At 48.0% G+C, this 18492-nt stretch carries 15 protein-coding genes; 4 read left to right on the top strand and 11 right to left on the bottom strand.

Features of this window, described 5'->3' with window-relative positions:
• Positions 1–392: 392 nt before the first annotated feature.
• The 8 genes from moaA to BLR32_RS07025 form a co-directional block, all read right to left on the bottom strand.
• Positions 393–1373 carry a GTP 3',8-cyclase MoaA gene (moaA, locus tag BLR32_RS06990; RefSeq protein ID WP_089830031.1) on the bottom strand — a complete coding sequence of 327 codons (981 nt, stop codon included), beginning with the start codon at positions 1371–1373 and terminating at the stop codon, positions 393–395.
• Positions 1363–1971, bottom strand: coding sequence for a nucleotidyltransferase family protein (locus BLR32_RS06995; protein WP_089832081.1), 609 nt, complete (start codon positions 1969–1971; stop codon positions 1363–1365). Before BLR32_RS06995 ends, moaA begins: the two co-directional genes overlap by 11 nt.
• 11 nt (positions 1972–1982) lie before the next feature.
• Positions 1983–3101: an XdhC family protein gene (locus tag BLR32_RS07000; RefSeq protein WP_089830033.1), complete on the bottom strand. Its 1119-nt coding sequence runs from the start codon at positions 3099–3101 to the stop codon at positions 1983–1985.
• Position 3102: 1 nt separating this feature from the next.
• Positions 3103–3762, bottom strand: a complete 660-nt coding sequence (locus BLR32_RS07005; RefSeq protein WP_089830034.1) for a hypothetical protein — start codon at positions 3760–3762, stop codon at positions 3103–3105.
• Between the two features lie 38 nt (positions 3763–3800).
• The gene (locus BLR32_RS07010; RefSeq protein WP_089830036.1) at positions 3801–5984 is read right to left on the bottom strand and encodes a xanthine dehydrogenase family protein molybdopterin-binding subunit; all 2184 of its coding nucleotides are present in this window, start codon (positions 5982–5984) and stop codon (positions 3801–3803) included.
• On the bottom strand, positions 5981–6454 hold the full coding sequence (locus tag BLR32_RS07015; RefSeq protein WP_089830038.1) for a (2Fe-2S)-binding protein: 474 nt from the start codon (positions 6452–6454) through the stop codon (positions 5981–5983). Before BLR32_RS07015 ends, BLR32_RS07010 begins: the two co-directional genes overlap by 4 nt.
• Positions 6455–7149: 695 nt before the next feature.
• Positions 7150–7485 carry a hypothetical protein gene (locus BLR32_RS07020; RefSeq protein WP_089830040.1) on the bottom strand — a complete coding sequence of 112 codons (336 nt, stop codon included), beginning with the start codon at positions 7483–7485 and terminating at the stop codon, positions 7150–7152.
• Entirely contained in the window at positions 7485–11720 is a 4236-nt protein-coding gene (locus BLR32_RS07025) for a DUF6443 domain-containing protein (RefSeq protein WP_089830042.1), read from the bottom strand. The genes BLR32_RS07020 and BLR32_RS07025 overlap by 1 nt, the downstream gene beginning before the upstream one ends.
• 51 nt (positions 11721–11771) lie before the next feature.
• Here BLR32_RS07025 and BLR32_RS33965 point away from each other — a divergent pair, with 51 nt between their 5' ends.
• The gene (locus BLR32_RS33965; protein WP_176842194.1) at positions 11772–11945 is read left to right on the top strand and encodes a hypothetical protein; all 174 of its coding nucleotides are present in this window, start codon (positions 11772–11774) and stop codon (positions 11943–11945) included.
• 156 nt (positions 11946–12101) lie between these two features.
• Here the strand turns inward: BLR32_RS33965 and BLR32_RS07030 are convergent, their stop codons facing one another.
• Positions 12102–12767 carry an NAD-dependent epimerase/dehydratase family protein gene (locus BLR32_RS07030; protein WP_089830044.1) on the bottom strand — a complete coding sequence of 222 codons (666 nt, stop codon included), beginning with the start codon at positions 12765–12767 and terminating at the stop codon, positions 12102–12104.
• A 652-nt stretch (positions 12768–13419) separates the two neighbouring features.
• Between BLR32_RS07030 and BLR32_RS07035 the strand changes: the two genes are divergently transcribed.
• From BLR32_RS07035 to BLR32_RS07045, 3 genes are all read left to right on the top strand, one after another.
• Positions 13420–13740, top strand: a complete 321-nt coding sequence (locus BLR32_RS07035; protein WP_089830046.1) for a helix-turn-helix domain-containing protein — start codon at positions 13420–13422, stop codon at positions 13738–13740.
• Between the two features lie 20 nt (positions 13741–13760).
• Positions 13761–14168: a ribosomal maturation YjgA family protein gene (locus BLR32_RS07040; RefSeq protein WP_176842195.1), complete on the top strand. Its 408-nt coding sequence runs from the start codon at positions 13761–13763 to the stop codon at positions 14166–14168.
• Between the two features lie 272 nt (positions 14169–14440).
• The gene (locus BLR32_RS07045; protein ID WP_089830050.1) at positions 14441–16210 is read left to right on the top strand and encodes a cellulase family glycosylhydrolase; all 1770 of its coding nucleotides are present in this window, start codon (positions 14441–14443) and stop codon (positions 16208–16210) included.
• Positions 16211–16328: 118 nt separating this feature from the next.
• On the opposite strand, the gene BLR32_RS07050 is transcribed toward BLR32_RS07045, so the two are convergent.
• Both BLR32_RS07050 and BLR32_RS07055 read right to left on the bottom strand, forming a co-directional pair.
• Complete coding sequence (locus BLR32_RS07050; RefSeq protein ID WP_089830052.1) at positions 16329–16700, bottom strand: DUF779 domain-containing protein; 372 nt, start codon at positions 16698–16700, stop codon at positions 16329–16331.
• 234 nt (positions 16701–16934) lie between these two features.
• Entirely contained in the window at positions 16935–18467 is a 1533-nt protein-coding gene (locus BLR32_RS07055; protein WP_089830054.1) for an aldehyde dehydrogenase family protein, read from the bottom strand.
• Between the last annotated feature and the right edge of the window lie 25 nt (positions 18468–18492).

The raw sequence follows: 18492 nt of genomic DNA on the forward strand, positions 1-18492 counted from the left end.
CGGAGCTAATTGCAGCGGATGATCACATTATATTCTAATATCTGATTTGGCCTTTCTAACGGACGTATGCGTTTCATTCACGACCCGCATCATTTCCCCGGGGTTATCACCCATCCCGGGGTTATCATCCCGCGTTACAAACACGTCGCTCCTAACGGAGCTAATTGCAGCGGATGATCACATTATATTCCAATATCTGATTTGGCCTTTCTAACGGACGTATTCGTTTCATTCACGATCCGCATCATTTCCCCGGGGTTATCACCATCCCAGGGTTATCACCCCGCGCTACAAACACGTCGCTCCTAACGGAGCTCAATGCAGCGAATGATCATCGCATCGTATCATCAAAACATGCAGTTTTCGCTTGCAATTTATATCATTCGATGAAACTATCCTCCGATAGTGATCATACTCCTGTTTTTAATAGCTGCTGCCTCCACTTCTTCCAGTTTACCGGAGAATTGACCTCCCAGCGCTTTCGCCTTACTGAGGATGCTCTGCTGGATCAATGGCAATACATCTTCACCATTTCTCAGGGCAGTCAGCAGATCTGTTTCACCATTCGAGAAGAGACAATTCTTCATTTTGCCATCAGCGGTGAGACGCATTCTGTTGCAGGTATCGCAGAAAGGTGCAGTCATGGTACTGATCACAGAGAATGTACCAGCATGACCTGGTACAATGAATCCCTTCGCAGTATCATGTGCACCACCTTTTAAGGGCAGATAGTCATACTCCGTACTGATACCTTGCAAGATCTCCTGTAAAGACATTACCTTGTTGCTGGTCCACCTGTTACCACTGAAAGGCATAAACTCTATAAAGCGTACATGCACCGGCGTATGTTTCGTCCAGGCCACAAAATTGTTGATCTCTGTATCATTCAGGCCCTTCATCACCACCACGTTGACCTTTACATGAATGCCTTTACTGATCAGCAGATCGATATTGCTTTTTACCTGGTGAAAGTGATCGCGCCTTGTAATGAGCATAAACCTTTCGGCCTGCAGGGTGTCCAGGCTGATATTCAGGGATCGTACGCCTGCTTCTTCCAGCACATCTGCAAATTCATGCAGGCGAACGCCATTGGTAGTCATGGTAAGTTCCACAGGCAGGCGGGAAAGGGAAAGGATGATCTTTGCCACATCTTTTCTTACCAGCGGCTCACCGCCGGTAAGTCTGATCTTACGTACTCCGTTGGCTGCAAAGATGCCTGCTAAAGTGGCTATTTCATCGGCCTGCATCAAGCGGGAGGCCGGTGTAAAATCATAATCTTCTTCCGGCATGCAGTAAAAACACCGCATGTTGCAATTATCTGTCAGGGATATCCTCAGGTAATCATGCACACGGTTAAAAGAATCAATTATCATCTGCTAAAACTTGCCCTGTTAGTAATCGCTGATAGTCCTCAGCTGTATCGATATCTAGAGCTCCAAGCGGAAAAGGCACCAGGGCCAGGTCGTCTGTCGATTGCTGTAGTATCCTTTTAGCGCCTTCCTGCCCCTCTAAGGCCGTCAGCGCATCGAAATATGTATTTGTAAAGAGCACGGGCGTACCCGCGGTATTATCGTACGTACAGGCAATGATCCCTTTGCCGGCAATTAACTGCTGATCCATCAGCTGCCTTAACAAGGCTGCGTTGACAAAAGGCTGATCGCACACCATGATGATCACCCCTGCCAGGCCTTCGTGTTTTACCAACGTTTTCATCCCGGTACTGATGGAGGAACCCATGCCCTCAATCCAGTGATCATTCTCCACTATTTCAATCGCAAATCCGCAAAGCTTTTCCAGTATCTGGGGTGCATTAGCGCCCGTTACCAATACCACAGGACTCCCTACCGCCTCAATTGCTTCTTCCGCCATCTGACAGATCAGGGTTCTGCCCTTATACATCAGCAGTTGCTTCGGCTGTCCCAGGCGGGAGGAATTACCCGCCCCCAAAATGATTACACCGTAATTTTCCATATCCATACGATTTACAAAGTATGTATCGGGCCGTTTTTCTCTCTTAAAGGAATGCCAGTCCTTTCTGAAAGTACGCTTTTTATTTCAGCCGTCACAGACAATGCAATTTCTTCTGCCGTTTCTGCACCTATATCCAGGCCCACTGGTCCATGGATCCTGGATCTTGTCTCTTCCCCTATTGTGATGCCTTTCGCCGCCAGTTCGTCCAGCATGCGCTCCAGCTTCTTTTTAGGCCCCAGCGTACCGATGTAAGTTACTTCTTTTTGCAGGAGTAATTCCAGCAGTGCCAGGTCATAATTATAATTATGGGTCATCAGGACAAAAACAGTCCTTTCATCAATAGCCACTTTCTGCAGCACTTCCGCCGCTTTGCTCACGATCACCCTGCGTGCGCCGGGAAATCGGGCAGGCGTTGCATACAGCGCCCTTCCATCCACCACCGTCGTATGCCAGCCCTGGATACGGGCTATTTCCACCAGAGGCATTGCGTCATTTCCTGCCCCTGCGATGATCAGGGAAACGGGAGGTTTCAGTAATTCGACAAAACCATGCAATGCAGGTTTCTCGTCGCCATACTGTTTGACCATCCCCTGCCTGGTACTGAACACTTCCAGCACATCCCTGACGATCTCCGTTTTCAGTTCCCCATCTTCCAGGCTGCCTGCAAAGTTATTCCCTGAATAACGAAGACAGGTGCCAGGCTGCTGAGCAGCCTGGTTTAACCTGAAAAGAGTTACTAATACGGCATCTTCCCGTTTCTCCAGCACCTGCTCCAATAGCCTGATGGCATTATGCGGGGAGGCAGGGTCTATCGGTTCAAACAGGATGTGAACGATCCCATTACAGCCGAGCTGTACACCTATTTTTGCATCATCCTCATCTGTCGTATCATAGGTGACCAGTTTATTCTGCTGCTGGATGATGGCCAGAAGCGCTCTTCTCAAAGCATCTCCTTCCAGGCATCCGCCGCTGATAGCGCCGGTCATCTCACCATCTTCCGTTACCAGCATCCTGGCTCCCGGCCGGCGATAGGATGATCCTTCCACATGCACAACAGTAGCGAGCGCCACCTTTTTCCCGTTCTCGCGGGATTGTGCATATGCCCGTAAAATGTCCTCGATTTCTTTCATCTTATTTATCCGGCAAGTAAGCGCCCTTATCCAGCCATGTTTTAAAGTTTTTCACAAATTCAGCGCGGCTCATAGGTAAGTGGGCCAATCCTTCTGCGGGATTCCATCCGCTACCCACCAGTGAATCCTTGCTTACGTGCTCGATCAGTGCTTCATGGTCTTTGTGACCATTCTCATTCTGATTCAGCATAGTCATTGCCAGTTGTCTTGGCGTTTTACCCTGGAACACCATCTTCATATCAGCCGGTGGCAGATGCCAGTTCGGATTACCCGGAGGCATGTGTAATCCCGGTGTATTCTGTGGCTGGTGACAGTTGGAACATTTCATTGCGTAAAGCCCCTTACCGTCTGTACCACGCTGTACGTTCATGGTGTGTATGTGGCTATCGTCGCCCTGTAGTGGTCTGTCGCCTTTCGGATGACAGTTCATACACCTGGGATGCATCAGCACTTTATAAGCCTGTAAAAAGGCCTTTTTCGAGATCACACTATCCGGCTCTGCTACCTCTGCCTTTGCAAGGGTTGTTTTATCTTCCGAAGGTACTCCATTAAAAGCATCTGTACGGAAAGATACTACAACCGAAGAAATTGCCGTTGCTGCCAGCAGCAGATATACGGCTTTCTTTGTATTAAAAAACTGGTTTTTAGTTGATTGTGCCATAACATCTCATTACGTGTAAAAAATCAGGATATCTCTCCTTATGCCGGCAGGTTGGCCTTATTGAAAGGCATCTGTCTCAGGCGCTTTCCTGTAGCGGCGAAGTACGCATTCGCAATAGCCGGTGCCACTGGTGGTACGCCTGGTTCACCCACGCCACCCATTTTACCTGTGCTGTCTACAATATGCACTTCGATATCCGCCGGGGTGTCAAACATCCTGGCTACCACGTAATCATTAAAGTTGCCTTGTTTTACATGCCCCTTTTCCAGGGTGATCTCTCCAAGCAGGGCTGCGGATACCCCGAAATTGATACCGCTTTCGATCTGGGCTTTCACGCCATCAGGGTTTACCGCCAGACCACAATCAATAGCACTTACTACACGATGTACCTTAATTGTACCGTCTTCATTCAGGGAGATCTCCGCTACATGCGCTACATAGCTAAGGAAGGATTCATGTACAGCGATACCTCTGAATCGTCCGGCAGGCAGTGGCTTACCCCAACCAGCTTTTTCTGCTGCCAGGTTCAGTGCTGCCAGGTGTCTCGGACTGTGTTTCAGCAATTCCTGACGGTATGCCAAAGGATCTTTACCTGCTGTATGCGCCAGTTCATCGATCATAGCTTCCATTGCCATAGCGGTGTGGGTATGACCTACGGAACGCCACCATAATACCGGCACTTCATTCTTGGGAGAATGCAATGTTACCAGGCGGTCGGGGATAGCTTCCATATAAGGGGAATCAGACACCCCCTCTACAGAGGAACCGTCTATGCCATCCTTGATCATTCCTGCGAAGAGTGTCCCTTCCATAATGGACTGGCCCACAATCGTGTGTTTCCAGGCAATTGGCAGGCCCTGTGCATTCAGCCCGGCAGTTATCTTGTGCAGGAACGCCGGACGGTAATAACCGCCTTTTACGTCATCTTCACGAGACCATACCATTTTCACCAATGGCTTACCACTGGCTTTAACAATTTCAGCCGCTTCTTTTACGAAGTCGGAGGAAGGCGTAGCCCTTCTACCAAAGCCTCCACCCAGGAATACGGTATTCACCCTGATCTGTTCAGGCTTCAGTCCCAATACCTGCGCTGCTGCTCCCTGATCCAGGCCAGGCATCTGTGTACCTGTCCAGATCTCACACTTACCATCTTTCAGCTGAATGGTTACATTCAGTGGCTCCATCGGCGAGTGTGCGAGGTAAGGGAAAGTGTATTCCGCTTCCACTGTTTTTACTGCTTTCGACATCGCGCTGTCTACGTCACCTGCTTTATTAGCTGTAGCACCAGGTTTCTGGGCCAGTTGTTTATATTCAGCCAGCATAGTGCCTGAATCCACCTTCACACCTGATCCCAGGTCCCAGTCCACTTTCAGTGCTGCCCGGCCTTTTTTCGCTGCCCAGTAGTTGTCTGCCAGTACCGCTACCCCGCTTGGGATCTGTACTACCTGACGTACACCTGCTACTGCTTTCGCCTTTGCGGAGTCCACGGTTTTCACCTTAGCGCCAAAAACAGGGGCGTGCAGCACTACTGCTGTCAGCATACCTGGAAACTGCATATCCATTCCGAATTTTGCAGTACCGTTTATTTTTGCCGGCGTATCCAGGCGTTTCACGCCCTTGCCGATATACTTCCAACTCTTCGGATCTTTCAGCGGCACATCTCCCGGTGCTGGCAATGCTGCCGCTGCAGTGGCCAGTTCTCCGTAAGTCGCGCTTTTATCGCCTGCCGTCACCACACCGTTTTCTGTTTTACAGTCGGCAGGGTTCACGCCGAATTTCTGCGCGGCTGCCTGAACCAGCAGCGCTCTCGCAGTAGCACCGGCCTTGCGGTACCTGTCAAATTCAGACCAGGTAGTGCTGGAACCTCCGGTGATCTGTATCCCGAACATCGTGTGATTGTATGGTTTCCACGCATCTCCATGCTGTACCACCATCTTGTTTACATCTACATCCAGTTCTTCTGCTATCATCATCGATAATGTCGTCCAGATACCTTGTCCCATTTCAGCATGCGCCAGGTACACCAGTACTTCATTATCGGCTGTTATATTCAGGTATGCGTTTGGTGCGAATGCTGCACCGCTTTGTGGGCCCAATACCGCTGCTCCTGCTCCTCCGAGCTTTTTGGCGCCGGGTACTGTGAATGAGATCAGCAGTCCGCTGCCCAGTAAAGCGCCGGTCTTCAGGAAATTACGCCTGCTTGCGTTCAATGTTGTGCTCATTTGTCTTTACCTCCTTCCCGCTGCATTTTTGCGGCCAGGTGAATGGCCTTTCTGATACGGGGATAGGTGCCGCAGCGGCAGATATTCCCGGACATTGCGCTATCAATGTCTTCGTCAGTTGGATTAGGGTTTTCCCTTAATAACACGGCTGCAGACATAATCTGGCCTGACTGGCAGTAACCGCATTGTGGTACGTCCAGCTCTATCCATGCTTTCTGCAGGTAGTTATCCGGATCTGCAGATAATCCTTCAATAGTTACTATCTCCTTTCCAACGGCCCGCGACACCAATGTAACACATGAACGTACCGCTTCTCCATCCAAATGAACGGTACATGCGCCACACTGCGCCATACCGCAACCGAACTTGGTACCAGTTAATCCGACTACATCCCTGATTGCCCACAACAGTGGCATGTCAGGACTGGCGTCTACTGAGTACTCTTTCTGGTTGATCTTAAGCTTAACCATAAAGAATTGCTTTTCTGTAAATAATAGATCTAAATAGGTTGACTTGCGGCAGGGGACTATTGATAGATGAGAAAACCCGGAGTTGCGGTGCACTGTTTCACCGGAACTTTCCTGACTGGGTTATCCAATACCAAATTTGACCTTTGCTTCCTGAATCGTTAACGTTTGAAAGCAAATTTAGTTCGAAGAAGGGGAATGGCGATTGCAATATTCAAACAGATAAGTATAAATTTCAAAGGTAAATTTGAGGGGGTGAGCTGAATAGTATAACTTGCGTTGTTTCTTTTTAGATATAACGCATGTATGGGAGGTGTTGCGTTGCAGCGTCGGGGTTATGGTGAGGTTGCATTTTTCAAAGTATTGTCTGTTTATGTTTTGAGATGATTATATATCTCACGTCTGAGAACTGCGCGAATGAATATTGTTTTACTCCTTTTTCGGTGGTTGAGTTTTAGTTTTGTTCAGCGCAGGTCTTTTTTTGTGCGAATCATTACGTAGCTCGCGGTCTGAGGTGGGACCACGGGCTGTACCCCCTTTTCGAACGTACGATTGAGCTTTATCAAGCGTAGGGGCTTAGGAATGCTATTAAACCCCTATCAATCGTATCGGCTCTCAAATGGGCTAAGGCCCGTAGTCTCCACCTCTGACCGCCTGCTACTCATTGCGTCCCGAGGGATTTCTTGTGTCAAGATTCTTTAGAAAAAGAAATAGACGCCAGTGCCACGTTCGAGGGCTTCTTGGAAAAGGACTTTCAGTCGATCAAGGATGTCGTTGGAAACAGGCATGTTAAATACATCACTATTTAACACCTTTTCTAAGTTTTCTTTTTCTACAATTTGGGCGCTTTCAAAATCGTCAATCATAGCAAATGTCATGTCGTTTAGAGCGTCGAAGAAGCCTATACGCCATAACTCTTTAAATTCATCGTCGGTAAACGACACTTCGATTAGTTGGTCTGGAGTTGCCTCATCATAATCTAATGCACTTTCGGCATCTCTATCCCTAGGCACAGTCATTACTTTTGAGCTCATTATTGATCGGTATTTTTAAAGTGAGTAATTTGTTCGTATTCTGGTTGACTTCTTCCGTATTGTTTTCCATTGACTAGTTTATTATTGGGCACTTTTTCATTGAAATCTAAATAAACCCTTTTCCCCTTTAGATTTGTATTCTGTATTCTGAAATAATCACCAAGATTATCATATACAATCTGAATCTTTGTCTCACTATTAAGGTAGTAAGTCTTCTGTCCATTCTCTGCTAAGACCCCCTCCGCCCCAGGAGCAAATTTCTCTATCGCATCTTTCAAACTAGCTCTAGGCCAAGTATCCCCCCACTTCGCGGCACGCCCCGCACCATCCAGTTTGGCGTTCATTTGAGCGGTCACTTCAAACCCTTCCGCGGTCTTGGCACCTGCATCTGCGGCTTTTGAGCTGAGGGCGAACTCTTTGGCGGCAACGGTGCTGAGTTTTACTTCCAGGCCTCCGATGCCGGTGGCGGCGCCGAGGGGATTCTGGCGGAAGTCTCCAAAAAGGAGTTGAGGCGTTGTTGTGCCGGTCGCGATACGGTCCTTGAAATTATTGATTCCCTGCTGTACTTTTTCACGGATGAAGTTCTTTTGGTTGGTGGTGTTGCGTCGGAAGTTGTCTTTGGCGTTCGCGGCGAAATTGAGGAGCCGCGTGAAGAAGCCGTCGCCAGGGCCGGGCCAATCGCCGGAGGGGTCGCTGTAGCGGATTGGATTGTCGTAGTTGGAGGCGTAGGGCGACCAGGATTCCATGTGGTCAATCTTTGGATCGATCTGCTTCCATCTGCCAATCTGGGGGTCCAGGGTACGGTGGAAGGCGTCGTATTGGTGGAGGTTCAGATGTTTGCTGAAGTCGATTCCGTTGTATTTTTTGTTGTTTTCAGGGTACAGGCCTCCTTTTAAGGCGTTTCTGCTGATGCCTGCCATTGTTAGGCCGAACGGGTAATAGTGCGTTTCTTCAAGCAGTGCGCCTCCGTTATGGGTCACTACCAGGTTATCGAAGAATACATCCTGCCCGCTTTCATTGCTGGTGTAAATGTAGAGGAAGCCTGACTTCTTTATCCGCATCTTTTGTACTGCCAGCGTCTGTAAGGCGTCTATGGCGCCGCTTACCTGACGAGTGCCGGAGTTCTCGTCAACGAGGTTAAACTGATCGTCAAACATCACATAGCTGAGATAAGCTTTGGGCTTGTCTTGCTGGTTCTGAGAGGCGTCCTTGCTCTTTAACTGGTTATAGGTATTGCTGTTCAGGGTGTATACGGGTGAGGTATTGCCTGTTGCCTGATGGATACCGTCTATGACGCCCGCCTCGCTAAAGGCATCTAAAATGGCGGCTACCATGGCTGCGGCGGTAGTGCTGGAGGTGGCGGCTCCTGCGTTTTTGTATAAGGCCCTTACGCCTATTTGTATGCTGTCGCCTGCCATTACCCTCAATACCAGTGATGGCCCGATCTTTTGCCCGTTTATGGCGTTGAGCCTTGCCACATAGGCGTTGGGATTGGTGGTGTTGTCTGTCGGATAGTTGGCAGGTTTGGGCGTACGGGTATTGTCGATGTTGCTGAATAAGGCGTTCTCTACGCCTGCCATGCCTGATTCCATTGTGGCGGCATAGATAGCGGTGTCTTTCTGGCTGCTTAGTACCATGCGGACGTTGCCCAGTTGATCTTTTATGAAGTAGTCGAAGGTGTAAGTTACTGGTTGGCCTGTTCTGTATATGGGCCGGATCCTTCCCTCTTCATGAGAGATAAATTGCAGGCTATCCTGCTCGTATTGGAAATCGTTGATGTAATGGGTGGTACGGAAAAATTGCGGCTGCACGCTTACATCAGATACCATCTTTGCCAGCCGCTCACCAGTGCCTCCTGCATAGAGGTAGTAAATGGAGGCCTCTTTGTTCTTTGCATAAAGAATGGCAGGCAATTGCTGGTGGTTGTAGTAGATAGTGTCTATGGCTTTGTTCTTGTCTTTCGCGATGTTGCCGTTTGGGTCGTACCAGTAGTCCTGTACTTCCCGGTTGTCAGTTTCTGTGAAGTCGCCTAATGTGGTGGAAGGATTATTCTTTTTGTCGGTTACATAGCTAAGCCGGTGACTGTTGGGGAAGTACCCATATTTTAAACTGTCAATTGTTTGAATGATAGGCCCGTTCAGCCCTGTCTGCTTCATGGAAAAGATGTTGCCGCCTGCGTCGTAGGTTAGTCCGCTTACGGAGAAGTCCGCCTTTGTATTTGTCCAGGCGGTACTGCCGCTTTGTTGTTCTGTGAAGTCAGCGCGGGTCAGGCGGTCTGCTTTGTCGTAGTCGTAGCCGTAAGCACGAGGGATGCCGTCTGATATGCTCTTCCATTTGATGCCGGCGATGTTTCCGGTGTAGTCGATGCTGTCGAATCCATAGTCGTAGCAGTATTCCTGTCCGAACCAGTTGGTGGCGGCATTGGGAGTGCTGACGAACGGTTTGTTGATAGATTTTAGCCAGCCCCGGATGTTGTATTCATATTGCAGCTGTTCTAAGTGAGTGGCTGGTCCGCTTACATCCAACCGTTTTGTTTTCAGTCGTCCGAGTTCGTCATAGCTATTGACTGCTATGGTGCGTTGCAGGGCGGGATTGTCGTTGATGCGTTTTTTGATGCTGTCAATTCTGCCGGCAGCGTCATAGTCGAACTGTGTGAGTATCGTTGTCTGCGGCGTTAACGTGCTGCGCGGATTGGTGTGTTTCAGATAGGTGCTTAATACCTTACCACTGAAATCATAGAGGGTATTCGTAACATCCCTCCCTCCGGCCATATTCTCAGCAATGGTTTGGATGAGCCGCCCCTTCTCGTTGTAATAGATGGTGGTTGTATTGAACTGCTCCATGGCCTCAATACGGGAACGTTTACCGGTTACCAGTCCTCTGGTCATGGTGCTGGCAGTTGTTGGTAGTGGTTCTGCGTACGGATTGGCTCCTGCCTGTACCTTTGTGAGGTCGGTAGTGACATAGCTTTGCCTGCCGGGGAAGTTGTAGTTGTCGTAGTAGGTGTTTGTCAATACCCGTAAGGCGGATGCGTCGATGAATGGGAAGGCATTCGGCGGATTAAACCCTGCCTGATTGACGGCGGTCTGCATAGCGTCCCTGCTCCTTGTATCATAGAATAAAGCGGTTTGTTGTTCCCGGTCCAGCTGGTCGTACCAGGTGCCATGCCACATGCCTAATGTTTTCAGAATGCCATCCCGTTTGCCGATCAGCCGGCCTCTTTCATCATATACCATTTCGGTGCTGTCAGCGCCCGGTACCTTTTGTACGATGAGCCGGTGACGTTTGTCGTAACGGTAGCAGAAACATAACTCCCTGGCTATTTCGACGGATATCGCCCAATTATTGCGGATAGCCTCTATTGCTTTGGATGGGATAATAAACCGCAGATCTCCCATCCCATCGTAGACGTAATACGTGCAAAGCCAGCCTGTATGGGCGGTGCCGGGTGTTGTTGCCAGCTGGGCCTTCTTCAGTACTACATGTTCTTCTTTGTCCTTGTAGGTAATGGTTTGTGTGCCAGATTCATTGATGACGACTTCCTTCAGTAGCTCTCCGTTGCCATAGGCACGGCTGCTAATGGGTATGAGTGAGGTAGCTGGTATGTCCCAGTGTCTCACGGAATCGGCTATACTGTTTACCTGGTATTGCTGTTTTACTGGGTGATTGCCCCCTTCTTTTGCCCAGCTGTTTCCTGGCGCCCAGGTCTGTAATACACGGTTTAGCGGAGAGGCTTCATAGGCGGTTTGCGTGTAGTAGATGCTGTCGCTGCCTGTTCCGGGCATCAGGGTACTGTCCCTGTAAAAACCCTGCTGACTGGCAAACGGCGTCGTCTTAAAAAGACCGTCATTCACGTTCCCTGTCTTCGGTACATAAGGCAGGTACTTATACTGCTCCCTTCCGAAAGCATCATAATCTACCGGTGTAACCAGGTCTCTGCCTGCAGGACTAACACCCTTTTCGACGGTCTGAAGCAAGCGGCCCAGTCCATCGAAATACAGGGTTTCCTGTTTCACTTCCGTCACCGTTCTGGCGGCAGACATGACCACGGCGCTTTCAGACACTGGCATTGATGGAGTCCATGTGCGGACGGAATTGATCATGGCCGTGGTATAAGAGGCCGGCGTCGCTGCCGGAACAGCCATAGGCCTGCTTGTATTGGAGGGCCGGTTCTGCGCCCGTAAAGCCCCAACGATACATAAAGGAATCAATAAAAGAATACTGACAGTTTTCATGGTATGGTTGTAAATAATAATAAACTCAACGCGGATAAGTGACGCGCACTAATGACAATCAACATAGCAGCAGCAATAGCGGAAGCAGCATGGCTGCAAAGACAATCAACAATCAATGGAGGCTACAACAGCCAGCACTGCACAGATCCGGGACTAACAATCATCTATGTAAATCGGAAATTGATGGCTACAACGATAGGTATTGCAGATAGCAGTTTTTCATAATTAAAACAATGAATGATTATACAAAAAACAAATGGTTATTTGAACGATGCGAAGTACGGCTATCTTTTTGAGAAAAGAGTTAATGCGAAGTTAACGAAACGAAAAAGTTGCGGGAAGGAAGCATACGTTGATCCTTCCCGGTTAAAAAAGAAGATACTATGCCGGCTTTGCCAGCGCAATAATGTCTTTTCCTTCAATTATCTTCTTAGTGTAGCCATTCAATGTTACATTGATCATCGCCCGGCCTATCTCCTCCAGCTTTGCAAATCCGCCTGGAAACAAGGCACGCCCTATAGGGAACATCCAGCCAATGTATTTGTAAAAGGGATGCGTAAACTTCAAGCCTTTAATACGCCTGATAAAACCAGGCCGGAAGGCAAATACTGCCCTGAAAGGCAATTTCATCAGGTCGTTTTCAGTTTTTCCCTTTACCCTTGCCCAGTTTGACCGGCCTTTCTCCGTACTGTCGGTACCAGCGCCGGATACATAACAGAAAGTCATGTCCCTGTTCAGCAGACTCAATGTTTCCGCCACATGCATGGTCAGGGTATAGGTCATCCTGTAATAGGTCTCTTTGGCCATTCCTACGGACGAAACACCCAGGCAGAAGTAACAGGCATTATAACCGCTCAACTGGTCCCGTATAGGGCTAAAATCAAAGAAATCGGGGTGGATGATCTCCTTTAGCTTGGGATGTGTTACGCCACAAGGTCTCCGGTTGACGACCAGCACCGATTCTACTTCCTCACTTAACAGGCATTCATGCAGAACGCCCTCTCCTACCATACCTGTCCCTCCCGTAATGATGGCTCTTATTTTCATAGCTCTTGCTGGTTTTCTGGATTACTGCACACGAGTCTGGTATCTGACCCATTGTCCCGTAAAGATAAACGAAGCGCTCCAACTGCCAAAAGCCGTCTTCATACCCTTCCAGTAAGGAACGATTCGCTTCCATTACTCATATCTAAAACATCATCAAGCCATATATAACCCATATATAACCCATATCTCTTAAATATGGGTTATATATGGGTCATATATGGCTTATATATGGGTTATATATGGGTTATCTCACCGAATGCACTGGGATAGCGGCCTCACAAAGCATATTGTATCTGCTTAATTTATTACTGCATTGATAAATGGTTCGTAAGAAATAACAGATAATCCGTATATGGCAAACATTATGTTAAATCCCCCCGTTTCTCAGATGGTATATTTCTGCTTCATCGGATCGATCATCATCCCATCATGGTTCTTGCTGAGATGTGTAAAAAATCCTCCTTTCTCCGGGAAATCCGTCCGCTGCAGCTGGCTGAGGGTTAGCAGTGCCGGTGAATTAGGAATACCCAGTGCTGCTCCCGGAAGATATTTACCTCCGCAGGATCTTTCAGTCCCGATTCAAAATCCATGGGATTGCCACCTACACCGTTAGGTGAGTCGAAGGCCCAGTATCTTTTGCCGTCTGACCCGGATGTTCACCGACGCAGATCTGACGCTGGATAAACTCGCAGCAGCTATCGGCATCAGTAAATATCATCTTTCGGAAACACTGAACTGCTACGCTTGTAAAACATTCTACCAGTTCATCAATGAACTGCGCATTGAACGTGCTATTCAGCAGATACAATTTATGTGTAGTAAAGCGCTGCCCGTGAATGTACTGACACTCGCCTTTGATTGCGGGTTCAAAGCCAAATCTTCCTTCAACCAGTATTTTAAGAAAATAACCGGCGTTACGCCCACAGAATATCTACGCACCTTTGCAGGGAATATGAATGCGGAAACAATCTAATGTTTCCTATATTTGGAGCTATGAAACCTATGAGAGCGAAGAAGATCTTCCTATACTTTGTGCTGTTCCTGCTTACTATTCCGATTGGAATGGCCACCCGGCTCTACCCGAATTACTTTCCTGATCTTATCAGGATCTATGGAGGCGATGTATTGTATGCCACCTGCCTGTTCTTCTTCCTGCGGTTTTTATTCCCTGTTACAGAACTGGTAAAACTAGGTATACTCAGTTTCCTGGCATGCATTATTATCGAGCTGCAGCAATTATATAAAGCATCCTGGATCGTGCACTTAAGGCATACTTTTCCCTTTGGACTGATTCTGGGTTATGATTTCGCCCTTAGCGACTGCATTTGCTACGCCATAGGTTGCCTGTTGGGAATGAGCATTGCACTACTGCTGGAGAGGTCCTGGGCCCTCGGTAGGTGATATGTTTGATGCTTATGAAAGTGAAGAAGATATTCAAATACGTGGTATTGTTCCTCATCACTATCCTGGTAGCGCTGACAGTTCCTTATCTTTTGCCAGGGTGATGGTTTTATTCTTATAAGAGGCGATGTATTGTAAGCTATGAACTGTTTCCGGAACAGTCAGGAGGTTCCGTTAATCCCGTATGTCAACCCGCTTATCAATCCCCCTCCTTTTTCTACCTATAAATTCCTATTTTACCTTCTTGTCAATTTTTCGTCTAATTCATTGTTATGAAACTAAAACACGTCACGTTATTACTATTGGTCTCCCTCTCCTTTAAACCCATCCACAGCCGGAGCCAGGGCTTCCTCAGCGCCAAAGGCACACAGATCGTCAACCAGAAAGGAGAAAATGTACTGTTACGCGGCATTGGTCTTGGTGGCTGGATGTTGCAGGAAGGATATATGTTACGGGTAAACGGTCAGGGTCAGCAACATAAGATCCGTGCAGGTATTGAAAGCCTGATAGGGCCGCAGAGAACGCAGGAGTTCTATGATGCCTGGCTGGAGAACCACACCACCAAAGCGGATATTGATTCCCTGAAAGCATGGGGCTTCAATTCCGTTCGTTTACCCATGCACTTTAACCTGTATACTTTACCGGCAGATAAAGAGCCTGTAGCCGGACAAAATACCTGGCTGGAAAAGGGATTTGCTATGACAGACAGTTTGCTGGCATGGTGTAAGGCCAACAATATGTACCTGATCCTGGACCTGCATGCGGCTCCCGGCGGACAAGGCAATGATCTCAATATCTCTGACCGCGATGGTTCCAAACCTTCTCTCTGGGAGAACGAGGCTGACCGCTTAAAGACGGTGGCATTATGGAAGAAGCTGGCAGAGCGTTATCGCAATGAGCCTTTCGTCGGCGCTTATGATATCCTGAATGAACCTAACTATGGGTTTGAAGATCCGGAGAATGATAAGAATGGCCTCAAAGAACAAAACAACGTACCACTTAAGCAACTCCTACAGGATATTACCAAAGCGATCCGCGAGGTAGATGACCGCCATATCATTATCATTGAAGGAAATGGCTGGGGGAATAATTACAACGGCATGCTACCACCCTGGGACAAGAACATGGTGCTGAGCTTCCATAAGTACTGGAACCTGAACGATACCAAATCGATCCAGCACATACTGGATTTCCGTCAGAAATATAACGTACCGGTATGGCTGGGTGAAACAGGCGAAAACTCGAATGTCTGGTTCACAGAGGCGATCCGCCTGTTCGAAAAGAACAATATCGGCTGGTCATGGTGGCCCCTGAAGAAGTTAGGCGCAAACAATCCGCTGGAGATCAGGTCCAACGAGAAATACATGCGCGTGATCAATTATATCAGCGGCAAAGGCAGCGCACCTGCCAGCGACATGGCTTATGAAGGATTGATGGAGGTAGCCAGGGGAGCGAATATCAGCAATAACATCCTGCACCGTGATGTGATTGATGCGATGATCCGTCAGCCGTTTTCTGATAAAACGCTGCCTTTCAAAAACAATATAATTAACAATACTGGTACGCTCGATGCAGTGGATTATGACCTGGGCGCCAACCGTGCTGCTTACTTCGATACTGATACGGCGAATTACCGCATCAACAATCCCAAATGGGTAGGCGGCAACCGTGGCAGGGTATACCGGAATGATGGTGTGGACATTGTAGCTGATTCAGCGAAGGCAGGCAGTTATTATGTCACCGATTTTGTAACGGGTGAATGGCTGAAATACACAATAAATATCTCCCTGAAAGGAAAATATACACTTTCCTTTTTAGCGGCTCCGGGCAAAGCGCCGGGTAAACTGGCCGTTACAATAGACGGAAAACCAGTTGGCAATGTAATGGTGGCTCCCGCGAAGGAGCCGGTGAGTGGTGAATGGCAGACCTACAACCTACAGAACATTGTACTGAAGAATGGCCGCCAAACCCTCCGGCTATATGCAGCAACCGGAGGATTTGACTTGAAAGCCATTCGTTTTGAAAAGTCCCCTGTACCATAAAAATTTAACATGCCATACGGGCACGGGGGCATTATACACTGATCATCATAAGTTGTCAAAATGATGTGAAAAGTCCTGTCAGTTGAAACTGCAGGACTTTTCATTTTCGGGATAGTGTTTAAGTCAGCGGTTGTGTCGTTTCAAGCTCCGCTACCTCCTCATCGGAGAATACACGTGAGCGAATATGAAATCTGACTCCCAGTGGGATCTCCAGTGAAAAGCTACTGCCACGCCCCTTGATGACGTCCAGAATCAGTTGCGTGTGTTTCCAATATTCAAACTGGTCCCCACTCATATAAAATTTACATCCATCAACTTCGCCCAGACATACATCTGTAGCGCCTGTTTTGAACTCTCCCTCCGGAAAGCACATCGGTTGTGAGCCGTCACAACAGCCCCCACTCTGGTGAAACATCAGGGGGCCATGTTTGTGACGGAGCTCATTGATCAAGGATATGGCCTCCTCTGTTGCTATGATTCTCTTAGTCATGAAAAAAGTTAAGACACTGTATAAAAAAACAAGATTTAAGCATTTCGGAATACTGATTTACCAACTGCTATCCCTTGCATTAAGCTCCGTTAGGAACTTTATGTTCCCCTTCTCTGCCCTAATGGAATCATTCACTGCCATCGGCTCCAAAGGTGCCGTGTGTTTGTAGCCAGGGGGGATTAACCCCCTGGAACAAACGCCAATCAATTGTTAATTGCTGATCCATTATTATTTTTAGAAGAATCCTAGTTTCTGTTTACCATAAGATATCAGCATATTCTTCGTCTGCCGATAGTGATTCAACATCATCTTATGTGTTTCCCTTCCGAAACCGGATTTCTTATATCCTCCGAATGGTGCATGCGCCGGATAAGCGTGATAACAATTCACCCATACCCTGCCCGCCTGCAGCGCTCTTGGTACCTGGTACAGTTCATGTGCATCCCTTGTCCAGACACCTGCGCCCAATCCATAGAGCGTATCATTGGCGATCTCAATCGCTTCTTCTGTTGTCTTAAAAGTGGCTACACAAGCTACTGGTCCAAATATCTCTTCCTGGAATACCCTCATCTTGTTGTTTCCTTTCAGCAGTGTAGGCTGTACATAGTATCCATTTTCCAGTCCGTCGTTCTGATGATAAGCATCACCGCCGCATAATACTTCCGCTCCCTCCTGTTTACCGATATCCAGGTAGCTCAGGATCTTCTGGAACTGGTCATCACTGGCCTGGGCCCCCATCATAACAGTTGGGTCCAGCGGGTTGCCCATCTTGATAGCTTTTGTACGCTGAATTACCCGATCCATAAAGCGGTCATAGATATGCTCATGTACCAGTATACGGCTTGGGCAGGTACATACTTCACCCTGGTTCAGGGCAAACAATACGGCTCCTTCTATCGCTTTGTCAAAGAACTCATCATCTGCATCAGCTACACTTTCGAAGAAGATGTTAGGACTCTTACCACCCAGTTCCATGGTAACCGGGATCAGGTTTTCAGAGGCATACTGCATAATAAGCCGGCCAGTAGTGGTTTCTCCCGTAAAAGCTACTTTCTGTACTTTCGGAGAAGAAGCCAGTGGTTTACCTGCTTCCACACCGAAGCCGGTTACTATATTCAATACACCTTTAGGTAATACGTGACCGATCAGTTCCATCAACACCATAATACTGGTAGGTGTCTGTTCAGCAGGTTTTACCACTACGCAGCAACCCGCAGCCAGGGCAGGTGCAATCTTCCAGGTTGCCATAAGCAGCGGGAAGTTCCACGGAATGATCTGTCCTACAACGCCGATAGGCTCATGCAGGTTAATACTTACGGTCGTTTCGTCATGTTCACTGATCGTGCCTTCCTCACTGCGGATCACCCCGGCGAAATACCGGAAATGGTCTATTACCAGTGGCAGGTCGGCTGCTTTTGTTTCCCGGATTGGTTTTCCGTTGTCTATCGTCTCTACAACGGCCAGGTAATCCAGGTTATCTTCCACTATCTGTGCGATTTTCAGCAACAGGTTACTCCGGTAAGATGCAGCAGTCTTGCTCCATGTTTTAAATGCCTCATGGGCTGCATCTATTGCTCTATCAATATCCGTAGCATTGCCTCTTGCAGCTTGTGTGAAAACCTTACCATCTATGGGAGAAACGTTATCAAAATATTCACCGCTGGATGGTGGCACCCATTCCCCGTTAATAAAATGCTCATACCTGGTCTTAAATTCAGGACGTGCTGCCAGGGTTGAAGAAGGGGCAGCAGATGTTGCAACGCTCATAATTTGTGGAGTTTTTTAAACGTGA

The organism is Chitinophaga filiformis, from assembly GCF_900102545.1.
Taxonomy (GTDB): Bacteria; Bacteroidota; Bacteroidia; order Chitinophagales; family Chitinophagaceae; genus Chitinophaga; species Chitinophaga filiformis.

What these genes read in the sequence shown, in the direction of transcription:
- moaA (WP_089830031.1), bottom strand. Translation starts at nt 1,373, where the DNA reads ATGATAATTGATTCTTTTAACCGTGTGCATGATTACCTGAGGATATCC.
- BLR32_RS06995 (WP_089832081.1), bottom strand. Translation starts at nt 1,971, where the DNA reads ATGGAAAATTACGGTGTAATCATTTTGGGGGCGGGTAATTCCTCCCGC.
- BLR32_RS07000 (WP_089830033.1), bottom strand. Translation starts at nt 3,101, where the DNA reads ATGAAAGAAATCGAGGACATTTTACGGGCATATGCACAATCCCGCGAG.
- BLR32_RS07005 (WP_089830034.1), bottom strand. Translation starts at nt 3,762, where the DNA reads ATGGCACAATCAACTAAAAACCAGTTTTTTAATACAAAGAAAGCCGTA.
- BLR32_RS07010 (WP_089830036.1), bottom strand. Translation starts at nt 5,984, where the DNA reads ATGAGCACAACATTGAACGCAAGCAGGCGTAATTTCCTGAAGACCGGC.
- BLR32_RS07015 (WP_089830038.1), bottom strand. Translation starts at nt 6,454, where the DNA reads ATGGTTAAGCTTAAGATCAACCAGAAAGAGTACTCAGTAGACGCCAGT.
- BLR32_RS07020 (WP_089830040.1), bottom strand. Translation starts at nt 7,485, where the DNA reads ATGAGCTCAAAAGTAATGACTGTGCCTAGGGATAGAGATGCCGAAAGT.
- BLR32_RS07025 (WP_089830042.1), bottom strand. Translation starts at nt 11,720, where the DNA reads ATGAAAACTGTCAGTATTCTTTTATTGATTCCTTTATGTATCGTTGGG.
- BLR32_RS33965 (WP_176842194.1), top strand. Translation starts at nt 11,772, where the DNA reads ATGACAATCAACATAGCAGCAGCAATAGCGGAAGCAGCATGGCTGCAA.
- BLR32_RS07030 (WP_089830044.1), bottom strand. Translation starts at nt 12,767, where the DNA reads ATGAAAATAAGAGCCATCATTACGGGAGGGACAGGTATGGTAGGAGAG.
- BLR32_RS07035 (WP_089830046.1), top strand. Translation starts at nt 13,420, where the DNA reads ATGTTCACCGACGCAGATCTGACGCTGGATAAACTCGCAGCAGCTATC.
- BLR32_RS07040 (WP_176842195.1), top strand. Translation starts at nt 13,761, where the DNA reads ATGAAACCTATGAGAGCGAAGAAGATCTTCCTATACTTTGTGCTGTTC.
- BLR32_RS07045 (WP_089830050.1), top strand. Translation starts at nt 14,441, where the DNA reads ATGAAACTAAAACACGTCACGTTATTACTATTGGTCTCCCTCTCCTTT.
- BLR32_RS07050 (WP_089830052.1), bottom strand. Translation starts at nt 16,700, where the DNA reads ATGACTAAGAGAATCATAGCAACAGAGGAGGCCATATCCTTGATCAAT.
- BLR32_RS07055 (WP_089830054.1), bottom strand. Translation starts at nt 18,467, where the DNA reads ATGAGCGTTGCAACATCTGCTGCCCCTTCTTCAACCCTGGCAGCACGT.